Annotated in this window: 7 protein-coding genes; all 7 read right to left on the bottom strand. The window is 49.0% G+C overall.

Going from position 1 to position 19,517, the window contains the following annotated elements:
* Positions 1–8: 8 nt before the first annotated feature.
* The 7 genes from MKY86_RS10235 to MKY86_RS10205 all read right to left on the bottom strand — a co-directional run bounded on the left by MKY86_RS10235 (position 9) and on the right by MKY86_RS10205 (position 19,414).
* On the bottom strand, positions 9–4,643 hold the full coding sequence (locus MKY86_RS10235; RefSeq protein WP_076073523.1) for a non-ribosomal peptide synthetase: 4,635 nt from the start codon (positions 4,641–4,643) through the stop codon (positions 9–11).
* A 26-nt stretch (positions 4,644–4,669) separates the two neighbouring features.
* Entirely contained in the window at positions 4,670–7,705 is a 3,036-nt protein-coding gene (locus tag MKY86_RS10230; RefSeq protein ID WP_076073521.1) for a type I polyketide synthase, read from the bottom strand.
* Positions 7,706–7,729: 24 nt separating this feature from the next.
* Positions 7,730–13,204 carry a type I polyketide synthase gene (locus MKY86_RS10225; RefSeq protein ID WP_076073519.1) on the bottom strand — a complete coding sequence of 1,825 codons (5,475 nt, stop codon included), beginning with the start codon at positions 13,202–13,204 and terminating at the stop codon, positions 7,730–7,732.
* Positions 13,205–13,557: 353 nt separating this feature from the next.
* Entirely contained in the window at positions 13,558–15,279 is a 1,722-nt protein-coding gene (gene cydC, locus MKY86_RS10220) for a thiol reductant ABC exporter subunit CydC (RefSeq protein ID WP_076073517.1), read from the bottom strand.
* Complete coding sequence (gene cydD / locus MKY86_RS10215; protein WP_076073515.1) at positions 15,276–17,036, bottom strand: thiol reductant ABC exporter subunit CydD; 1,761 nt, start codon at positions 17,034–17,036, stop codon at positions 15,276–15,278. Before cydD ends, cydC begins: the two co-directional genes overlap by 4 nt.
* Positions 17,037–18,050, bottom strand: coding sequence for a cytochrome d ubiquinol oxidase subunit II (locus MKY86_RS10210; RefSeq protein ID WP_076073513.1), 1,014 nt, complete (start codon positions 18,048–18,050; stop codon positions 17,037–17,039). It abuts the gene before it with no gap.
* Complete coding sequence (locus tag MKY86_RS10205; protein ID WP_076073511.1) at positions 18,047–19,414, bottom strand: cytochrome ubiquinol oxidase subunit I; 1,368 nt, start codon at positions 19,412–19,414, stop codon at positions 18,047–18,049. Before MKY86_RS10205 ends, MKY86_RS10210 begins: the two co-directional genes overlap by 4 nt.
* Positions 19,415–19,517: the final 103 nt, after the last annotated feature.

Genomic DNA, 19,517 nt, shown 5'->3' with positions numbered 1-19,517 from the left:
GAGTGACCTTAATTGAACTTTGCCAAGATGAAATCTAAATCTTCCATATCCACATCGTCAAAATCCGCAGCGGAAACTCCATCATCCTCAGATTCAATACAGTAGCTGATCATCCCCCTAAGCGTATCCGTGAAAGCATTGGCCTGCTGCACGATGTTCTCCCCGGAATGGATATTCGGGTGATATCCCCACTCGAAGGTTAAGCGGTCTTGCCGGATATACGCGTTGACTTCAAGCAGACTAACTCTTGTATTCTTCAATCCCCTGGTATACAGCGGTTCTCCGGTAAGCAGCCGGAAATGTGCATGCTCGGAGGTTTTGTTATCCAAATGCCCCATGTAATTAAAAACAACATCAATAGCTTCACGGGGGCCATCACTAAGCAAGAACTCGAACTTACGCTTCTGCACGGCAGCTAATCTGTCTTTCACTTTTTTTAGCGTAGCTCCAGTAGTTGAAATATCATCTGCGGAGAAGTAAAAAGGATACAGGTTGGTAAACCAGCCTACCGTTCTTGACAGATCCACCTGATCGGCAAGCATATCTCTTCCGTGACTTTCCAGATATAAGGTATGGTCTGCCCCATCCCATTCATGCAGCATCGTTTCCAGGGCGGCAATCATGACCTCAATCGGCTGAATGCTGTAATGCTTAGGCACTTCAGTCATTAGCTTGGCGGTATCTTCTTCCGATAAGGAGAATAGGCATTGCTCTGCATCTCCTTCAAGATTGTCTACGCTGGACCGGCCTTTTTTGGTATTTCTTGAATAAGCCGCAATTTCTTTGGTCCACTCCTTTTTTTTGCTCACGGCTTCATGGCTGCCGGCGTATGCTTCTGCCGCGTTGCTCCAGCTTATGAAGGATGAGGTTTTCTGCGGAAGTCTGACTTCCCGCTTATCTGCTAAGGCCTGATAGCCATTCAATAGATCCTCGACGATGAACCTGAAGGACACCGCGTCGCATACCAGATGATGTGCTGTCAATACCAGTCTGCTGCTTGACAACGTATGGGATACAATAAGCAGCCCTTTAAATACTTCTCCCGCTTGCAAATTAAGAGATTGCTGAAAAGCCGTCAATTCCTGCTGCATCCGCTGTTCATAGTCAACATGAGCTGGAATCTTTACTGTCTTCAAGCGTTCGCTGTAGGCAAACGGCAGAATATCCGCATATCTCGGAGCCTTGCCGGGAAGTACACGGGTTCTTAACGAATCATGCTGCCGGCACACTTCATTGAGCGCTTCATTCAATCGCCCGGCATCTACAGTCTCCTTCAATTCAAAGCTTACAGACTGATTCCAATGGTTATTTTCCGGGAAATTATGGGTGAAGAACCACTGCTGGATAGGTGTCAACAGGTAAGTACCTGTAACCTCTCCCTGATCACAGCAGATTTGTTCAACTGCCGCAGCCTTTAATGCCATTTGTTCAATACATTTATCATCGTAAAAAGACTTCAATTCGAGCTTAATTCCTGCCTCTGCCGCCTTGGCGATAACCTGCATGCTGATAATGGAGTCTCCGCCAATTTCGAAGAAATGATCGCGGGTACTAACCCGCTCAGCCCCTAAGACCTCACACCAGATTCGTTCCAGCGTTCTTTCAATCTCTGTGAACGGTTCAACGAAATCGTTCTCCGCTTCCATAGGCTGGCCTAAGGACGCTAATCTGCTGTTATCCGGCTTACCGTTCATATTAAGCGGAATGGCCTCAAGCGTATAAAATGCTGATGGAATCATATACGAAGGTAATCCATCGTTCAAAAAGCTTCTAATCTCTGTCAGAGTCACTGCTGCATCCACAACTAAATAAGCTGCCAGATAAAGATTGCTCTGGTGGTCACTCTCCGGGATAACAACCGATTCAATCACCTTGTTATGAGAAGAAATCTTACTCTCAATCTCTCCGATTTCGATCCGGTGTCCCCTGATCTTGACCTGATTATCTATTCTTCCGGTAAAAGCAATATTTCCGTCGTTCAGCCAGCTAGCATAATCCCCCGTCCGGTACAATTTACCGGGACCATAGGGATTATCAATAAATTTCTCCGCTGTCAGTTCCGGCCTGTTCAGATACCCCCGGGCAATGCCTACTCCTGCTATACATAATTCTCCAATAATTCCTTTTCCACATAAGGAAGTATAATTCATAATATAGATTTGCATATTGGCAATTGGCTTGCCGATCGGAATTCTATTCGGGATTTGAACAGTCCTTTCGTATTGCCAGTCCGACGCACAGACCGTAGTCTCGGTAGGTCCATACGCATTGAAATATTCAATCGGCTCTGCCAATTTTTCGACCAGATTGACGCTTGTTGCTGATCCCGCTGTGATCAACAACCGGATTCCGACGGGTCTATCCGATATCACATTCCAGTATGGCGGAGGCAAGGTGGCGACGGTTACGTTATGCCTTTTCAGCTCCTGTTCCAGCAGATTCACATCCAGTGCAGTTTCTTTGGTAATGATGCATAATCTTGCACCCGTGAGAATTCCCATAATCATTTCCCAGACAGAGGCATCAAAAACAAGATTGGCAAATTGCAGGATCGTATCATCCGTGGTCACTTTGTATTTATTCCAAAAATAATCTCTCAGGTTAACAATGCCGCTGTGTTCCACCATCACGCCTTTGGGCTGACCTGTAGTTCCCGAGGTATAGATTACATAAGCAAGATTATCCGGATTACTGTGGTCCGCAAGATTGTCCGTGGACTCGGTATCGATATGCTTGTCACCCATTGAAATCTGCTCAATGCCTGCATAATCCTGATGGATGCCGGAAGTTATCATATACCGGACTTTGCTGTCTTCCAGAATATACTCCATCCGCTCCCGGGGATAAGTCAAATCCACCGGCATATAAGCACCGCCAGCCTTGGTTACCCCCAGTATGGCAATGATGGCCTCAATGGATTTATCCAGCATAATGGCAACCAGACTCTCGCAGCCCACACCGGTTTTCCGCAGATGATGTGCCAGTTGATTGCTGCGGTTATTCAGTTCCTTATAGGTAATCCTCTCATTGCCGCATACTACGGCTACTGCCTCTTCCCGGAGCGCCGCCTGGGTCTCGAATAGCTGCTTGATAGTCTGTGGCTTATAGTCCGTAACCTTTTCGTTAAATGAGTAGAGGATCTCATCCTTTTCTTCTTCCGAGATCATTTCAATATTTGCAATGGCTCGATTGTCATATTCAGCAATGAATTGCAGAATATTCAGATAATAATCCTTAATCTTTTCAATCCGCTCCCGGGAGAATTTATCCGATTTATACTCAAACCAGGCGCTTAACCCATCCTTGTCATCATTGACTTCCAGCGCCAAGTCAACCTTGGCCGTTTTTAAATCCAGTTCTTCGAACTCTAGGTAGAAATCCTTTGTTGTAATATCCTTTAACGCATGGGTCTCATAACTGAACACCACCTGATAGATCGGGGTAGACAGCAAATCTCTTTCTACCTTCAAGTCCTCTACTATGAAATCAAACGGCAAATCCTGATGCTTCAGGGCTTGCATCACCTGGGCATTCTCCGCCTGGATATAATCGAATAATTGTTGCTCTTCTCCAATAGTACTGCGGATCGGCAGCATGTTCAGGAAGCACCCGATGATGCTCTGGCATTCCTCTTCATTTCTGCCGGTAACCGGGACCCCGACAATAATATCGTTTTGGTGTATATACTTATGCAGCATGATTTTGAGTGCGCTCATTAACAAAACAAACAGTGTAACCCCGTGTTTTTTTGCAGCAGCTTCCAGTTTTATTTTCAGCTCCTTGCGGATTGAAAAAGCTACCCGTTCGCCATGATAGGTAAGCCCATGACCGGCCGTGTAATCCGTTGGAAGCATACAGCTCATGTTGCTGCCCGACAAGTGTTCCCTCCAGAACTTAAGCTGATGATCGAACTCGCCTTTGCCAATCCGGTCATTCATGTGGATGACATAATCATAATATTGCACAGCGGGTTCCTCTACAGGTGCCATGCTTGCGCCTGCATAGGCTTCATACAGTTGAAGCAATTCTCTAATAAAAATGCCGCTTGAATAGCCGTCCGATACAATATGATGCCAAACAATTTGTCCAATCCATTCGGTCTCACTAAGCTTGTAACAGATCAGGCGAATAAGCTTGCCCTCAGCTAACCGGAACGGCTGTATTCCTTCCGTGTACATCCTTTGCCTGATATCATCAGGAGACAGTTCCATCCCTGCCTGGGAGCAATCATAACTTTTGAAGACCGGCTCTTCGGTATCTTCGCTGAGCTCAACCTCAAGCTGTCCTTGTCCTCCCTTGAATTTGGAACGCAGCACCTCCTGCTGCTTAACCACCGTTCTGAAGGCCCTGTGCAAAAGCTCCACTTGAAGTTTTCCATGGAATGTCACATAACCCGAAACATTATACGTAATCGAATCATTGAAGAGTTGTTCGACATACCAAATTTTCTTTTGCATATAGTTGGAAGGCAACACGGTCAACTCCGGTGCTCTCTTGGTGACCCTATGCAGCCCTTTGTCTTGCAGGATGATCTGTCTTTTCTTTTTTCTTTGTTCCTCCAAGAGACTCTCCAGCAGCAGCCTCTTGGCGTCCGATAAGGCATTCACTCTGTTTTTCACACTTCCGCTTTCGTTGTTCTGCATCTCTCCACACCTCTATCTGTCCATTTTTAGACTGCATCCAAATCGAGGCTTTCTGACAACTCTTCCAATACAAGGTCAGCTACATTCTTGACAGTCGGTGCTTCGATAAACAGTTTCAGCTGCAATTCAATCCCATAGAGTTCCTTTATTCTCAGAACGACTTGTGTGATCATCAGAGAATGTCCGCCAAGCTCAAAGAAGTTATCGTTGATTCCAATCGGCGTGATCCCCATAATATCCTGGAGGATTTCCACTATACTCTCTTCAATCGCATTGTCAGGCTGTTCATATTCCACCGATATATCCGGCCGGTTATACTCTATCGTGTCCGCTTCTACAGCACTGTCTGCTGAGAGCTCCCTATCCCAGTCGTTGCTTCCAGCCGCTTCATAAGCCTTCTGCTTGCCAGCTTCAATCCAATGTCTCTTCCTTTCAAAAGGATACGTCGGCAAAGGGGTTCTGAATAAGATTTCATCTTCGTAATATTTTGCAAAATCAATGGTTAGTCCGCTGATCCAGGCCTTCTTTACGAACTCCGCCAGAAATTTATTATCATTCATCGTATTCTTAACGCCGCGGACCGTTTGGAACAATAGGCACTCCGCGTAGTCTTTCAAATTATCCTGCATAAAGACAGAGAGCGTTTTTCCCGGACCCACTTCGATGAAGTATTTATAATTTTTCTGTGCCAAATGGAGTGCAGCATCTTTAAATCTGACGGTGCCCAGCATATGCTGTATCCAATAGTCGGCACTCATCGCCTCTTCCGGCTTCAGCCACTCTCCCGTGACATTGGACATGATCGGGATCATCGGCTTGTTGAACGTCACCGTCTGGAGCACCTTCAGCATGTCCTCCACTGCACCCTGCATCATATAGGAATGAAAAGCATGGGAGGTGTGAAGAATTCTGTACTCTCGATGCTCTGTAATCTGTTCGACCACTTCCTGCAGCGCTGCGCTATCCCCGGCCAATACCACCCGGTTCTCGGAATTAATCAAGGCCAGTGAGACCTTCCCGTTAATATAGGCCTGCGCTTCCTGCTCGTTCATATTCACATACAGCATTTCGCCCGCTGGCAGACTTTGGATGATCCGGCCCCGCATGACCATTAATCTAAGACCATCCTCGAGTGAGAATACCCCGGCCAGACAAGCGGCTACGTACTCTCCAACACTATGCCCCAGCAGAGCTTTGGGAGTAATTCCCCAATGCATCAAAGTCTTGGCCAAGCAGTACTCAACGGCAAATAGAGCAACCTGTGTATTCCGGGTTTCTGTGAGTGTCTCCTCACCCTTAGCATCCGCTTGATCTGCAAAGATAAGCTGTCTTAAATCATAGTTCAACTGCTTCTGAAGAATCTCGAAACACTTATCCAGCTCATGCCGGAATATAGGCTTCGTATCATACAGTTGTTTTGTCATATTCACATACTGCACGCCTTGTCCCGGGAACAGGAACACAATTTCCTTTTCGTTCCCGTCCGGAGATTTCACCGCAGGAAGGCTGCCGCCCAATTTATGAATCAGCTCTTCTCTGCTGTTACAGACCAGACCGCCTCGATAGGGCAGTCTCTTTCTTCCGATATTCATCGTATACAGGATATTCCGGTAATCAATATCTTTATTATTTTGCACAAAATCCAGCAATTGTCCGGCCACCTCTTCATAGGCGGTCTTTGTCTTTGCGGATAGCAGCAGCAATTGGTATTCCTCATGGCTCTCGACTTTGCGGGTGTCGATCGCTTCTTCCAAGACTACATGAACATTGGTACCGCCAATGCCAAACGAGCTGACGCCTGCTCTTCTTACCCGGCAATCCGGGTTCCAGTCTCTGAGGCGGGTATTGACATAGAAAGGGGAGTTCTGCAAATCAATGTTGGGATTCGTTTCTTTATAGTTGATGCAGGGTACAAGCTTCTGCTTCTGGAGCATCAGACTGGTTTTGATTAACCCGGCCGTACCTGCTGCAGAATCCAAATGTCCAATATTGGCTTTCACTGCACCCAGGGCGCAGAAATTAAGCTTGTCCGTGGCTTCCGAGAAGGCTTCTGTAAGTGCTTGTACCTCTATGGGGTCCCCCATGGGAGTCGCTGTTCCATGAGTCTCAATATAAGTAATCGTGTCTTCATCAATCTCGCTTAGAATCTGGGCGCTCTTAATGGCATTGCGTTCACCTTCAACGCTTGGTGCCGAATAACCCACCTTTGCCGAGCCGTCATTGTTAAAGGCTGCTCCCTTAATGACTGCGATGATATGATCCCGGTCGTTCACAGCATCTTCCAATCTTTTCAGCAGCACGGTTCCTACTCCGCTGCCGCTTAATGAACCGCTGCAATCTTTATCAAACGGCCGGCAATGTCCGTCCTCCGCAAGAACCTCTCCTTTGATGTAGAGATAACCGCTATCCTGCGGAAGCGACAGGGAGCTCCCTCCGGCAATGGCCATATCGCATTGATAATTCAGCAGAGCCTGACAGCCCAGAACTACGGCGGTCAGGGAAGTGGAACATGCAGTCTGTACGTTCACGCTCGGTCCCTTCAGATTCAGCTTGTAGGAAATCATGGTCGAAGCATAATGAACATCGTTCCCAATCCATATCTGTCTGATCTCGGGAGTGGAATCCAGATCCATACTGGACATAATATTCTTCAATAAATACTTGCTGGTTCCCGTTCCGACGAATACGCCCACCTTCCCTGCATACTGGTCCGATTGGTATCCGGCACTTTCCATCAGCCGCCATGAGCTCTCAAGCAGAATTCTTTGCTGCGGGTCCATCAGTGCCGCTTCCCTGGGCGTGAAGCCAAAGAACGCCGCATCAAATTGCTCAATATTATTTATTTTGAAGCCGCACTTCCTGTACTCCGGATTGCTGTGCAGTTCTTCCGGCACCCCCGCTGCCCGAAGCTCTTCATCGGTGAAGAAGGTAAGCGACTCCGTCCCGTTGCACAGATTCTCCCAATACTGCATTACGTTATCTGCTCCCGGAACCTGGCAGTCCATTCCGATAATGGCAATATCGAGGTCTCTAAGATCATCATTCTGAGCGGATATTTCCATACTTCTGTATCCTCCTTTCCGTTTTTATTTAGATAATAGAAGCGCAGCCTCTTCTTCTGTCAGATTCTCTAACTGGTCCAATAAAGCCTCCAGGTCCGCTTCGGATTCGTCTTCAATGATCAGGTCGTTGATGTCATTGAAGTGTTTTCCGGCCAAGTCAGCAATGCTGATTCCACCCAGAAGGTCAACAATGGAAATGTTAATACTGCATTTCTTATTTATTTTATTTCTGATCTCTGCAGCGATAATGGAATCTACCCCAACCGAACTGATCGGCTCATCAAGAACAAGCGCATCCTTCTTGGCATGAATGGTTTCAGCGATGATCTCAGCGAAGAAATCCATGATAACTGCACTTTTTTCTTCCATGCCGGAGGCTTTGGCCAGAATGCTGAATAAGTCCGTCTCCTGCGCGTCCCCTGCGGTATCTTCGCTTTGCTCGGCGAGGTGATTGTACAATGCAGGCTTGCCCGGATAATTATTAAGCGCAAGCGGCCAGTCCGCTTCACCGATTACCGCATGGCATAGCTGTTGTCCGAACACTCTTTCCAGGGCCTGCATACCATTCACCGCGTAGATCGGGTTCATGCCTCTTTGATATTTATAATGATCAATCAAATTCTTTTCTTTAACCATCCCCACACCCCATGGTCCCCAGCCCAGACTCAAGGCAGTTTTGCCTTTACTGCGGCGGTAGCAGGCCAGTGAATCCATAAAGGAATTCGCTGCGGCATAATTCACTTGTCCAACCGCCGTGACAACCGATCCGGTGGATGAATACATGATGAAAAAGTCCAGTTCAACCTCTTCAAGATATTTATTCAATAACCAAGCGCCTTTAACTTTGGTGTCATAGACTTCATCGAACTCATGTTGCTCCATCTGCATCATTAATTTGTCTTTGACTACACCGGCAATATGGATCACACCGCCGACCGGCATGGTTTCTTCATGAATCAATCGATGCGTAAGCTCCTGAACGGCTGCTTCATCGGCGATGTCCAGCGCGGCTACTTCAACGGTACAGCCTTTCCGTTCAAGCTCATTGATAAATTGCACCTGGCTGTACAGCTTATGGGATGAAGCCATCCCTTTTCTTTCTTTTTTACCAGGGAACGGAGTACGGCCCACCAATACAAAATGTCTGGCTCCCTTCTCGTACATCCAATTCACAGTGATTTGCCCGAGTGAGCCCATGGCACCCGTGACCAGATAAATCTTATTGTCCGCCATAGTGACCGGGATGTTCCCGTCCAGATCGTAGATATGCTCCAGTCTGGCAACATAACGGACACCGTTTCTATACGCCAGCTGATCTTCACGTGTATAGTTCTGCAGATCATTGATCAGAAGTTCGACTGAGGCGGGGTGATGATCGATATCCATACTGGCTCCCCAGCTTCCAATGCACTCGGAGTGGCTGATTACTCTGCACATACCGATAGCCGCTCCCTGCAGGACATCAACTGGCTCTTTGCCGTCAACACTGACTGCCCCTTGGGTAACTGCCCAAGTACGATATTTCACGGAGTGCTCATTCAAAGTATTCATAACATGGCGGATACTGTTGACAGCCTTCTGCTTGGAAGCCTCAATAGCATCCGTATCCATCTGATCATGACTTGTAATGTCCAGACCCCACAGGTGGATAATGCCGTATTCCTGCTCTTGATCCATGTGCTGAATCAGCTTGATATAATCCTCTTGATTATTGCTGACAATAACACTGCCTGAATCCTGGTTGCCGGGATTCTGATAATCCGCATAGAACCGTTTGCAGTTATAGCCTCTGCCGCTTAAGTTCTCGGCAATCCTGTCACCCATGCCGGAAGCATCACACAGCACAACCCAGTTCGTATACGAATTACGGGCCGCGAGCAGCTGCTCATCGTTCTCTGCCTCCTGAGCCTTCCATTCAATGCCATAGAACCATTCTTTCAGATTCTTCTCGCTAAGCACGGCAGCTTCCGGACTTTTCTCTACGGATCTGGCCACAAAGTTGTCTACAATGACAACAATGTTTCCTTGCTCATCATAGATTTCAATATCCCCGGCAATGAACTCCTTATTGGATTCCTTCACTATAGAACGGACCCGCAATGGACCGGATGTCTTACCGTATACGACGACTGAGTCCACCGTATCCGGCAGCTTAATATCAACTTGTCCGTGATCTCTCAGCTCATCAAATTGATTAGCGAGCAGCGACTGAAAGGCAGCATCAAGAATAACCGGATGCAGGATATTATCCATGTCCTGGACGCCTAACTCCTCCAGCATGCAGATCTCAGCCAGGACTTCATTATGATTAATCCATACCTTCTTAAGCCCCTGGAACATAGGACCGTAGGTGAAATTCATTTTCTCCAGCAGCTCGTAGCATTCCGACTGATTCAGAATTTCCTTGGCACTGTGCTTAAGAGCCTCCAGATCGGCTGTCCGGCTCACACTCCAGGTCTGTTTTCTGACAAATTCCCCGCGGAAATTCTCGGTAGTTCTGGACACATCGCCATCTGCCAGGCTTCCGATCTTCACCACACCATGCTGCGGATCATAGTTAATCGACATGTGGCCGGCATTATTCTCATCAAGGAACAGCGCTCTTTTAAAGTGGATATGATATAAACCATACACCTCATCCATGCTTAATTTGCTATAATCACGGAGCATTTGGAACGCGGCTTCAATGAAATGGGCCCCGGCCAGCAGTACACTGCCATTTACACAATGGTCTGAGACGAACGGCATAATATAATCATTGATTTCCGCTTCCCATGCCGGAACCACGCTGTTCTTGCGGTATCCGATAAAAGGATGCTCTTTCTGTCCCAGGCGTCTCTTCATATGCTCTTTGGATTCTTTCCAGAACCTCTCATGCTCCCATTGATAATGCGGCAGCTTCACATACTTAAAGGATCCTCTGTAGTTCCGGGACCAGTCAATTTCATAGCCTGCACAGAATAGCTCAGACAAGGTTCTAACCATTCTTGGGATTTCCGGATCATTTCTGCGGAGGGAGGGCGAGATCAGAACTTCTATATCCATCTCACTCGCAAGCTCACTGACAGAATTCGCCAGTACCGGATGAGGGCCAATCTCAACAAAACAGGAATAGCCTTCCTCCAAAATCTGTTCCATGGCCTTGGCAAAGTACACGGAACCGGATACATTCAGCCACCAGTATTCATTATCCAGCTCCGGCCCTTCCGCCAGCTGGCCATTTCCGGTGGTATACGTTCTGATTTTGGTTGGTTGCGGATGAATATCGCGCAGGGCTTCCAGCAGCTCCGATTTAATCTCATTCATAAACACGCTATGATAAGGTACCGTTACTCTTAAGAACTTGTTAAAAACACCGTCAGCTTCAAGCTTGCTGCTGATCTCTGTAAGACAGGCCATATCTCCGGACAGGGTTACGCTTGTGTTGCTGTTGATTGCCGCAATGGATACTTTGTCGTTATTGTCAGCAATCAGCTCCTTGGCCTGTTCTTCATTCAAGCCAACCGCAAGCATACCGCCTTTACCCGTCAGCCGCTGCTGGAGCATACTGCGGTAATACGAAATCCGGACCGCATCTTCAAAACTGTAGACACCGGCAGCATACAATCCTGCCACTTCACCCACACTGTGTCCGATAATCAGATCCGGGACGACCCCCATGCTCTTCCACATCTCAACCAAGGCCACCTGCACCGTAAAATTCAACGGCTGGGAGACTTCGGTGAACTGCATGCTGGATTGTTCCTCATGAATCAGGAATTCATCCATCAATGACCAGGACAAGTATCGGGAGAACTCAGCGTGGCACTTCTCGACCGTATGGCGGAATACCGTATTCGCATGATAGAGCTCGCGTCCCATCGCGTACCATTGAGGACCCATGCCGGTGAAAATAAACACCAGTCTCTTGTCTTTGCCCTCATTGCCCACAACCACATTCTGCGGCAGAGTATCCTGCTGATAATCTGTCAGACCCTGAATGATCTCCTGTGTATTCCCTCCGAATAACACAAGGGATTTCGGGAATTTCTCACGTTTGGTAAGGGCGGAATAACAAATATCCGGTAAACTTTCTTCTGTATGATTCAGAAATTCAGTGTATTCTGCGGCAAGAGCCTTTAAGGATTGCTCTGTTTTTGCGGAGATGGTTAATACTTGAGGCAGTTCTTCGTTGAATGTTCCATCGTACTTTCTGTCACCCGTTATTCCCTGTAAAATCACGTGCGCATTGGTTCCGCCAAATCCGAACGAATTGACACCGACGATGGCATCTTTACCATCCTGCGGCCAGCTTTCATTAGTTAAGGGAATTCTTAGCCTCAGCTTGTCCAGATCAAGCTCAGGGTTAAGCTCTTTCATCCCGATATGCGGCACAATCTGTCTATGATCAAGAATGCACGCCGCCTTGATTACCGATGCTACGCCGGAGGCTGCCTCCAAATGTCCGATGTTCGGTTTGACCGAGGCCATGATACATCTGTTATCTTCAGTTCTGTGCTCACCAAAGAACTCACCGACCGCATTGACTTCAATGGGATCACCCAGTGCTGTTCCGGTTCCATGCAATTCGACATACTGAACTTCATCGGAGGCAATTCCTGCTCTCGCATATACATCCTGCAGCAGCATCTTTTGGGATTCGCCGTTAGGAACCGTAATACCATTCGTTTTTCCATCCTGGTTCACAAGGCTCTCTCTGATCACGGCATACACATAGTCGCCGTCTTCGAGCGCTTTTTCCAGACTTTTAAGGACAAGGATTCCGCCCCCTTCTCCCCTGACATAACCGTTCGCAGCAGCGTCGAAGGTCTTGCAGCTTCCGTCCACCGATAAGAATCCGCCTTTGGATTCGGCTATGAAATATTCCGGGGCATAGATCAGTTCCATGCCGCCTGCCAAGGCCAGATCGCATTCACCGTTGTGCAGACTTTTGCAGGCCTCATGAACAGAAACCACAGAGGATGAGCAGGCTGTATCTATGGATAGAGAGGGACCCATTAAATTGTATATGTACGAGATTCTATTCGATAACATCGTCATCATGCTTCCGACTGCAGCATGGGTTCCAATTTGTGCAGCGTCAGCAAATTGCAGAATTTTATAATCGAGCGTAAATCCGCCGATAAACACACCGGTGTGGGAACCGCTCAGACTGCCGGGCTTAATTCCTGCGTCTTCTAACGCCTCCCAGACAATTTCCAGCATTTGTCTCTGTTGCGGATCGATCTGATCGGCCTCTCTGGCATTAATCCCAAAGAACTTTGCATCAAATTGATCAAACTTATCGATAAATCCTCCGCGCCTGGCGTGGCTTTTTCCTTTTATCTGTTTGTTAGGATGATAATATTCTTCAATACTCCACCTATCCTCGGGAATATCCGTAATCGTATCCTTGCCTGACTTCAAGATGTCCCAGAACTGTTCTACATTATTTGCGCTCCCCGGGAACCTGCAGCCCATCCCCACAATCGCCACTAGCTTGTCCGTCTGTTTATTCATACCTCTCGCTCCTTTACTATGCTTATCATTCACAACTGTAAATCACAAAAAAATTCCATTGACTAACTATGTATTATTTTGCATAAATATGCATTTTACAACGGATTGGTAGACTTCAGAGTAGTGATAAATAACTATTACCATTAAAGGGGATGAATAGGTATAAAGTAGGGAGAATTAGTATAGGAGGTAATATTTACATTTAACAAGATAAAAATAGCATATATCCCAAAATTAAAATGTGACTTTCTTCACCAAAAAAAGGCTCACCTTAAGGTGAGCAGCATAATCATATCGATGGTCGCATTGTTAATCAATTCATGAATAATCGCCTCGCGATAGAGACCTTCTACCTATTGCTCTCCAATCATTTGCAGCTCTATTTGCTTCATCCGGTACAAGTAGCCCTCTTGCTCCATTAGCTCCGCATATGAACCTGTTTCGATGACCCTGCCCTGCTCCATGACGATAATCCTGTCCATACCTTCCAGACCGGTAAGCCGGTGGCAAATGAGCAGTAAAGTATCTCCGGCGGACTGTTCGTAGAGATGGGTTAACACGCGCTCTTCCGTTACATAATCCAGCGAAGATGTCGGTTCATCCAGCAGCCATAACCGCCCTTTGCGGAGCATGACCCGGGCCAGCGCCAGACGCTGCTTCTCCCCGTCGGACAGGTTCTCTCCTCTCTCGAATACCACATCATGTAATGCCACATCCGGCAGTTGGGCCTTAGCGAGAGCTTCTAACAATACTTCGTCAGATGGTTCTTCTCCATTCAGCAGCAGGTTGTCACGGACTGTTCCACGGAAAAAATGACCTTGCTGTAAGACGACATTCGAGGCTTCCCAAATGCCTGACTCATCCAGCTCTTGTACCGGAATGCCGCCCAAACGTATCTCCCCGGATACAGGTGTGCGCAGCTTGAGCAGCAAATCGATCAGCGTGGATTTGCCGGACCCGCTCGGTCCGACCACGGCCGTTCTGGAGCCTGCCGGGAGCTGCAGCGACACTTCCTTCAGCGCGGGCCGCCACTCATCGATATATTGGAACGTAACGCCGGACAGCTCCACCGAAACAGCATCGCCTGCTGGTAGAGTGCGGCCCGGCTGCACAGGTAAGTCACCGGCAGTGCCTACAGTTTCAGTCAGCCTTTTGGCCGCGTGCTCGCTGTCTTGCTTATAAGCAGGCAAATTAGCCATAGCCGCAGCTTCTTCAAACACCGTCTGTGAGGCCATGACCAGCATCGCCAGAAATACGCCGGCCAGCGCACCTTCCATAATTAGATAGGCTCCTAACGTCAGTACACCCCAGGAAATAAAAAAGGTTACAAAGGTGTGCATCGCCTGTCCGCGCAGCAAATGTCCTGCCGCACGCTGCTGCTCTGCTGTCAGTGCTGCCGAAGCCGCCTGGAGCTGCTGCTCCCGCTGCGGCAATTGCCCGTACACCTTCAGATCGCGGAAGCCGTACAAGACCTCGGTCACTTCCGTTGACAGCAGCGCCCGCTGCTTGCGGACACGGCCATTACTCGCCCGCTGGCCCAGTAATACGATTCCCGGTACAACCAATGCGGTTAGCAGCATTCCTGTTACAAACAAGCAGGCGATCCAGAATGAATAAGAAGCACTGAACACCATAGTTGCCAGAAAGACCGTGATGACGATAAGCGGCGGATAAGCGACTCGCAAAAAATAATTCTGCAGGCTCTCTACATCGCCGACAATCCGCGCCAGCAGATCTCCGCTGCGGTTCTTGTTCAATATACCGGGCGTTAACGGAATCAGCCGGGCAAAAAAGCCTGTGCGCAAACGGCTAAGCATGGAAAAGGTTGCTCTATGCGAATACAGGCGTTCCCCGTAACGGCTTGCCGCGCGGAGCAGACCCAGCAGCTTGACCAGCGCGGTAAGTACGATCAAGGTATAGAGCGGCGGCATAAAGACCGTCTGTGAAATCAGATACCCGCTTGCGGAGAAGAGAGCCACACCGGCAGCGCCGGCAATAAACCCTCCCAGAATCGACAGGAGAATATCCTTACGCTCTGCTATCATGGCCTTGGACAAAATCGCCAGCTCGTTCATGCTGAACCTCCTTTTCGCTGAATATCAACCATCTCGGCATATTGAGGCACACGTTCAAGGAGCTCGTCGTGAGGTCCTGCCGCCGCTAATACGCCATGGTCCATAAACAAAATGTGATCCGCTTGCCGGATCGTATATAACCGGTGCGCGACTGTGATCATCGTTGCCTTTTGGGCCAGCTTGGTTATGGAGCTTTGCAGGATTTGTTCGGTCTGCAAGTCGAGGCCCACCGTAGGCTCATCGAACAGAATCAGAGCCGGACGTTTCAGAAATGCCCTCGCTAAAGCAAGCCGCTGCTTTTCTCCTCCCGACAGTCCCCTGCCGCCTTCCCCGACATAGGTGTCCAGTCCCTGCTCCAGCCCGGCAACCAGCGTTGCAAGTCCCGCTTCCTCTGCGGCCTGCCTGATTTCTTCCCTGGAGACGTTACGTCCGGCGCCGATGGCGATATTGTCAGCGAAGGTGCCGGCAAAAATATAAGGGTGCTGTGTAATATAGCTGACCTGCTCAAACCATGAGTCTTCCTCCCACTCCGACAGCGGGCTTCCGTTCACCAGCACCGTCCCTGATACCGGCTTCAGAAGTCCGGCAATGAGATGGAGCAAGGTTGTTTTGCCCGAGCCGCTGTGCCCGACAATCGCAATATGCTCTCCCGCTCCTATGGAGACAGGCCCAGATTTAAGCTCGAATGAACCGGGGGCATAATGGAAATGCACATCATCCAGCACAATGGATGGCGGCATCTTGAGCAGCTTGGTGGAGGACTGCGCTCCCCCTTCCGGCTGTGCACTGGTGCCGCCGCCTATTTCCGCAAGCATCTGCTCCACCTTACGAACCGCCCCCATACTGGTCCGCCCGCTGTGAAAAGCGGTGCCTGTATTCTTGAGCAGGTTAAAAAACTCTGGAACAAGCAGCAGTACAAGAAAGGCCGTGTGGAACGGCATCGATTTGAATACGAGCAGTTGAATAGCCAATTCAAGGGCAACAATCCCGATGCTCAGCATGACGATGGATTCCAGCATAAACGTATTCGTAAAGGCAACCTTCAAAATATCCATGGTCGCGTCACGGTAACCCAGGCTGCTGCGCTCAATCTGCTGCTGCTGGCGGCGGGATTGTCCAAATATTTTCAACGTCACGAGCCCTTGAAGCGAATCCAGGAACGTACCGGAGAACTCTGCAAGCTGCGCATATTTCTCTTCGGATTTGTTCTTCGTTTGCAGTCCCACCAGAATCATAAACAGCGGGATGAACGGTGCCGTAAACAGCAGAATGAAGCCGGTATTCGCATGTAAAACAAACGTAACCGCCAGAATCAGAACCGGGATGATCGCTGCTTCCACCATCCGCGGCATGTATTGACTGAAGTAGCTGTCCGCCTCGTCCACTGCATCCAGAGCCACACTGACCTTTCCTCCCGTCTGCCCCCGCAGCGTTGAAGGCATGGAGGCATGGGTAAGCTTTTGCAGCACGGCTGAACGCATATTTGCCTTAGCGGCGGCTGCCATAGCCAAGCCTATTCTTCCGTTTCCGTATAACAGCAAAGTGCGGATAGCCATCACTGACAGCAGAAGAGCGAGCAGCAGAGCAACCGAGGATAAGGAAGCCTTCTCCACGAACACCCGCTGGACCGCTTCCGCCAGCAGCCCGGCCTGACTTACAATCGCAATGCCGAGCATGAGCGACAGGAGGGTCAGCATAACCAGCCGTTTTCGTTGCCCCGACATTTGCTCAGCGATCAGGTTTGTTTTGCTCTTCATTTACTTCTTTCCTTTCACATAATCTGCGTCAAAGAGGAACAGCTTGAACACCAGAATCAGGGAAGGAATGAGCAAGCACATGCCCCCGATGAACACAATGACCAGCGCCAGGCCCATAGCCGGTGAAGTGATGCTGTTCTCAAGCGTAATGAACGGGTCCAGAATATAAGGATATTGCCCGATTCCGTAAGCGAAGAAGGCGCATAGGAATTGCAGCATGATGCTTATGAACGCCAACCCGTAACGGCGTCCGCTGTACAGCAGCCACATGGCAAGCATGAAGAAAGCAACGGACAGTGCAAGCAGCCACCATAAATCCATCATATTTTGAAAATGTCGCTCATTGTGCTGTCCTAGATAAATAAAAGCCGTCAGCGCGATAACAATGGTCGGGGTGCTCCAGAACAGCGCATAAGTCCGCATAAGCTTCAGCGCGGGTTGATCCTCTGCCCGGGAAGCATAAAAGGCCAAAAAGGAGGCGCTGATGAACAGCACCGATACAATCGCCAAGCCTACAATACTCCAGGATAACGGGTTGGTGAACAAGGCCCAGTAATCCAGCGACACGGTCTCTCCCTGCTTAAAGATAAAGCCGCCTTCCGACAGGGTAAGTGCCACCGACAAGGACGCGGGAATCAGCAGGCCCGAAGCGCCGTACAGGAACAGATAGACGATGTTATTTTTGGAGCCGTAATTCTCGAACGCATAGAACGAACCACGGATCGCGATGAGGATCACAGCTATGCTTCCCGGAACAAGCAGCGCCGAGCCGTAATAATAAGCGGTGTCCGGGAAGAAGCCGACAAGTCCAATGTAAAAAAAGACGAAAAAGACATTCGTAATCTCCCAGACAGGCGATAAGTAGCGGGAGATCAGACGGTTAATCAGATGATCCTGCTTCGTCAGCCGGGCGTAAAAGGCAAAGAACCCGGCTCCAAAATCAATGGAGGCCACAATTAAATAGCCATATAAAAACAGCCATAGCACCGAAATTCCAATCAGCTCATAACTCATTTTGCGTGCTCACCCCTTACTGTGGATTTGCCGCCGGGATGCTGATTCCATTTCTCCATCTCGGTTTCCGCCGGATTGTCCTTGAACATGCGCCGCAGCACAAGAACACATACAGTGCCTAACAGGATGTACAGCAGCAGGAACACAAAAAACAGGATTCTTACGCTCGGTGAGGTCGTAGCCCCCTCTTCTACACGCATGTAGCCCCTTAAGATCCAGGGCTGCCGCCCGATCTCAGCGTAGAACCAGCCTAGCTCGACTCCCAAAAAGGCAAGCGGTGCGCCTAACGCGATCGCGCGAAGCAGCCATTTGTTATGCTCATTACGTTTCTTCCAGAAGACAAACAGGAAATACAGGAATGAAATGCCTAGCAGAGCGAACCCTACACCGACCATCAGATCAAACAAATAATGCACCAGGAGCGGCGGCTGCTCATCCGCAGGAAATTCATTCAGACCGGTCACCTCTGCATTAAAATCTCCAAAGGCGAGGAAGCTGAGAAATTTGGGAATGTGCAGTGCGCCCAGCACCTCATGCTCTGCGTTAAGCCAGCCTAACAGAATCAGATCTGCTCCGCTCTCCGTTTCAAAATGCCACTCTGCCGCAGCCAGCTTCTCCGGCTGATGCTCCGCCAAAAATTTCGCAGACGTATCCCCGGCAAGTGCGTTCAGCAGTCCAAACACCATCACCACGGCCATCATCAGCTTCAGCGCTTTTTTGTGGTATTCGGAGGCCCCCTTCTTCAGGAGTGCGAACGCGGCAATGCCTGCCAGCAGTGCAGCTCCGGTCAGATAGGCTGAGCTTAAGACATGGAACACCTTGGAGAACGTCGCTGTATTCAGCATCGCCTCCACCGGATTCACCGCGATGAATTGCCCTCCCGCCATGGCAAAGCCCTCGGGCTGATTCATGAACCCGTTTACAGTCGTGATAAACACAGCGGACATCCCGGCACCGGCAACAATCGGAATCGTAAGGAGCCAGTGGATATACGGTTTTTTGAACCGGTCCCAGGTATAGAGGTAAATGCCCAGGAAGATGGCCTCAAAAAAGAAAGCAAACACTTCCATAAATAACGGGAGCGCAATCACGTTACCGGCCAGCTTCATGAAATTCGGCCAGACCAAGGCCAGCTGCAATGAAATCGCTGTACCTGTCACCACACCCACCGCCACAGAAATGACAAACCCCCGGGCCCATCTCTTCGCCATCAGCGTGTAGTGAGCGTCTTTTTTGTGTATGCCCATGAATTCAGCAATGGCGATCATCAGCGGAACCCCAACGCCAATTGTTGCGAATATAACGTGGAACCCCAGTGTCAAGCCAGTCACCAGTCTGCTCCACAGCACGGTATCGATGCCCATTACGTTAGTGCCTCCTTATAAAAATCGTAGATATTTTGAATTATTATATCTTTAATTTTAAGTAAATCGGCTCCGGTCACCTTTTTGCCTTCAAACGTTCATG

The organism is Paenibacillus sp. FSL R7-0333 (genome assembly GCF_038000365.1).
Classification (GTDB): domain Bacteria; phylum Bacillota; class Bacilli; order Paenibacillales; family Paenibacillaceae; genus Paenibacillus_AQ; species Paenibacillus_AQ silagei.
The sequence above is the reverse complement of the archived record's forward strand: the minus strand, read 5'-3'. Positions and strand labels throughout refer to the sequence as shown.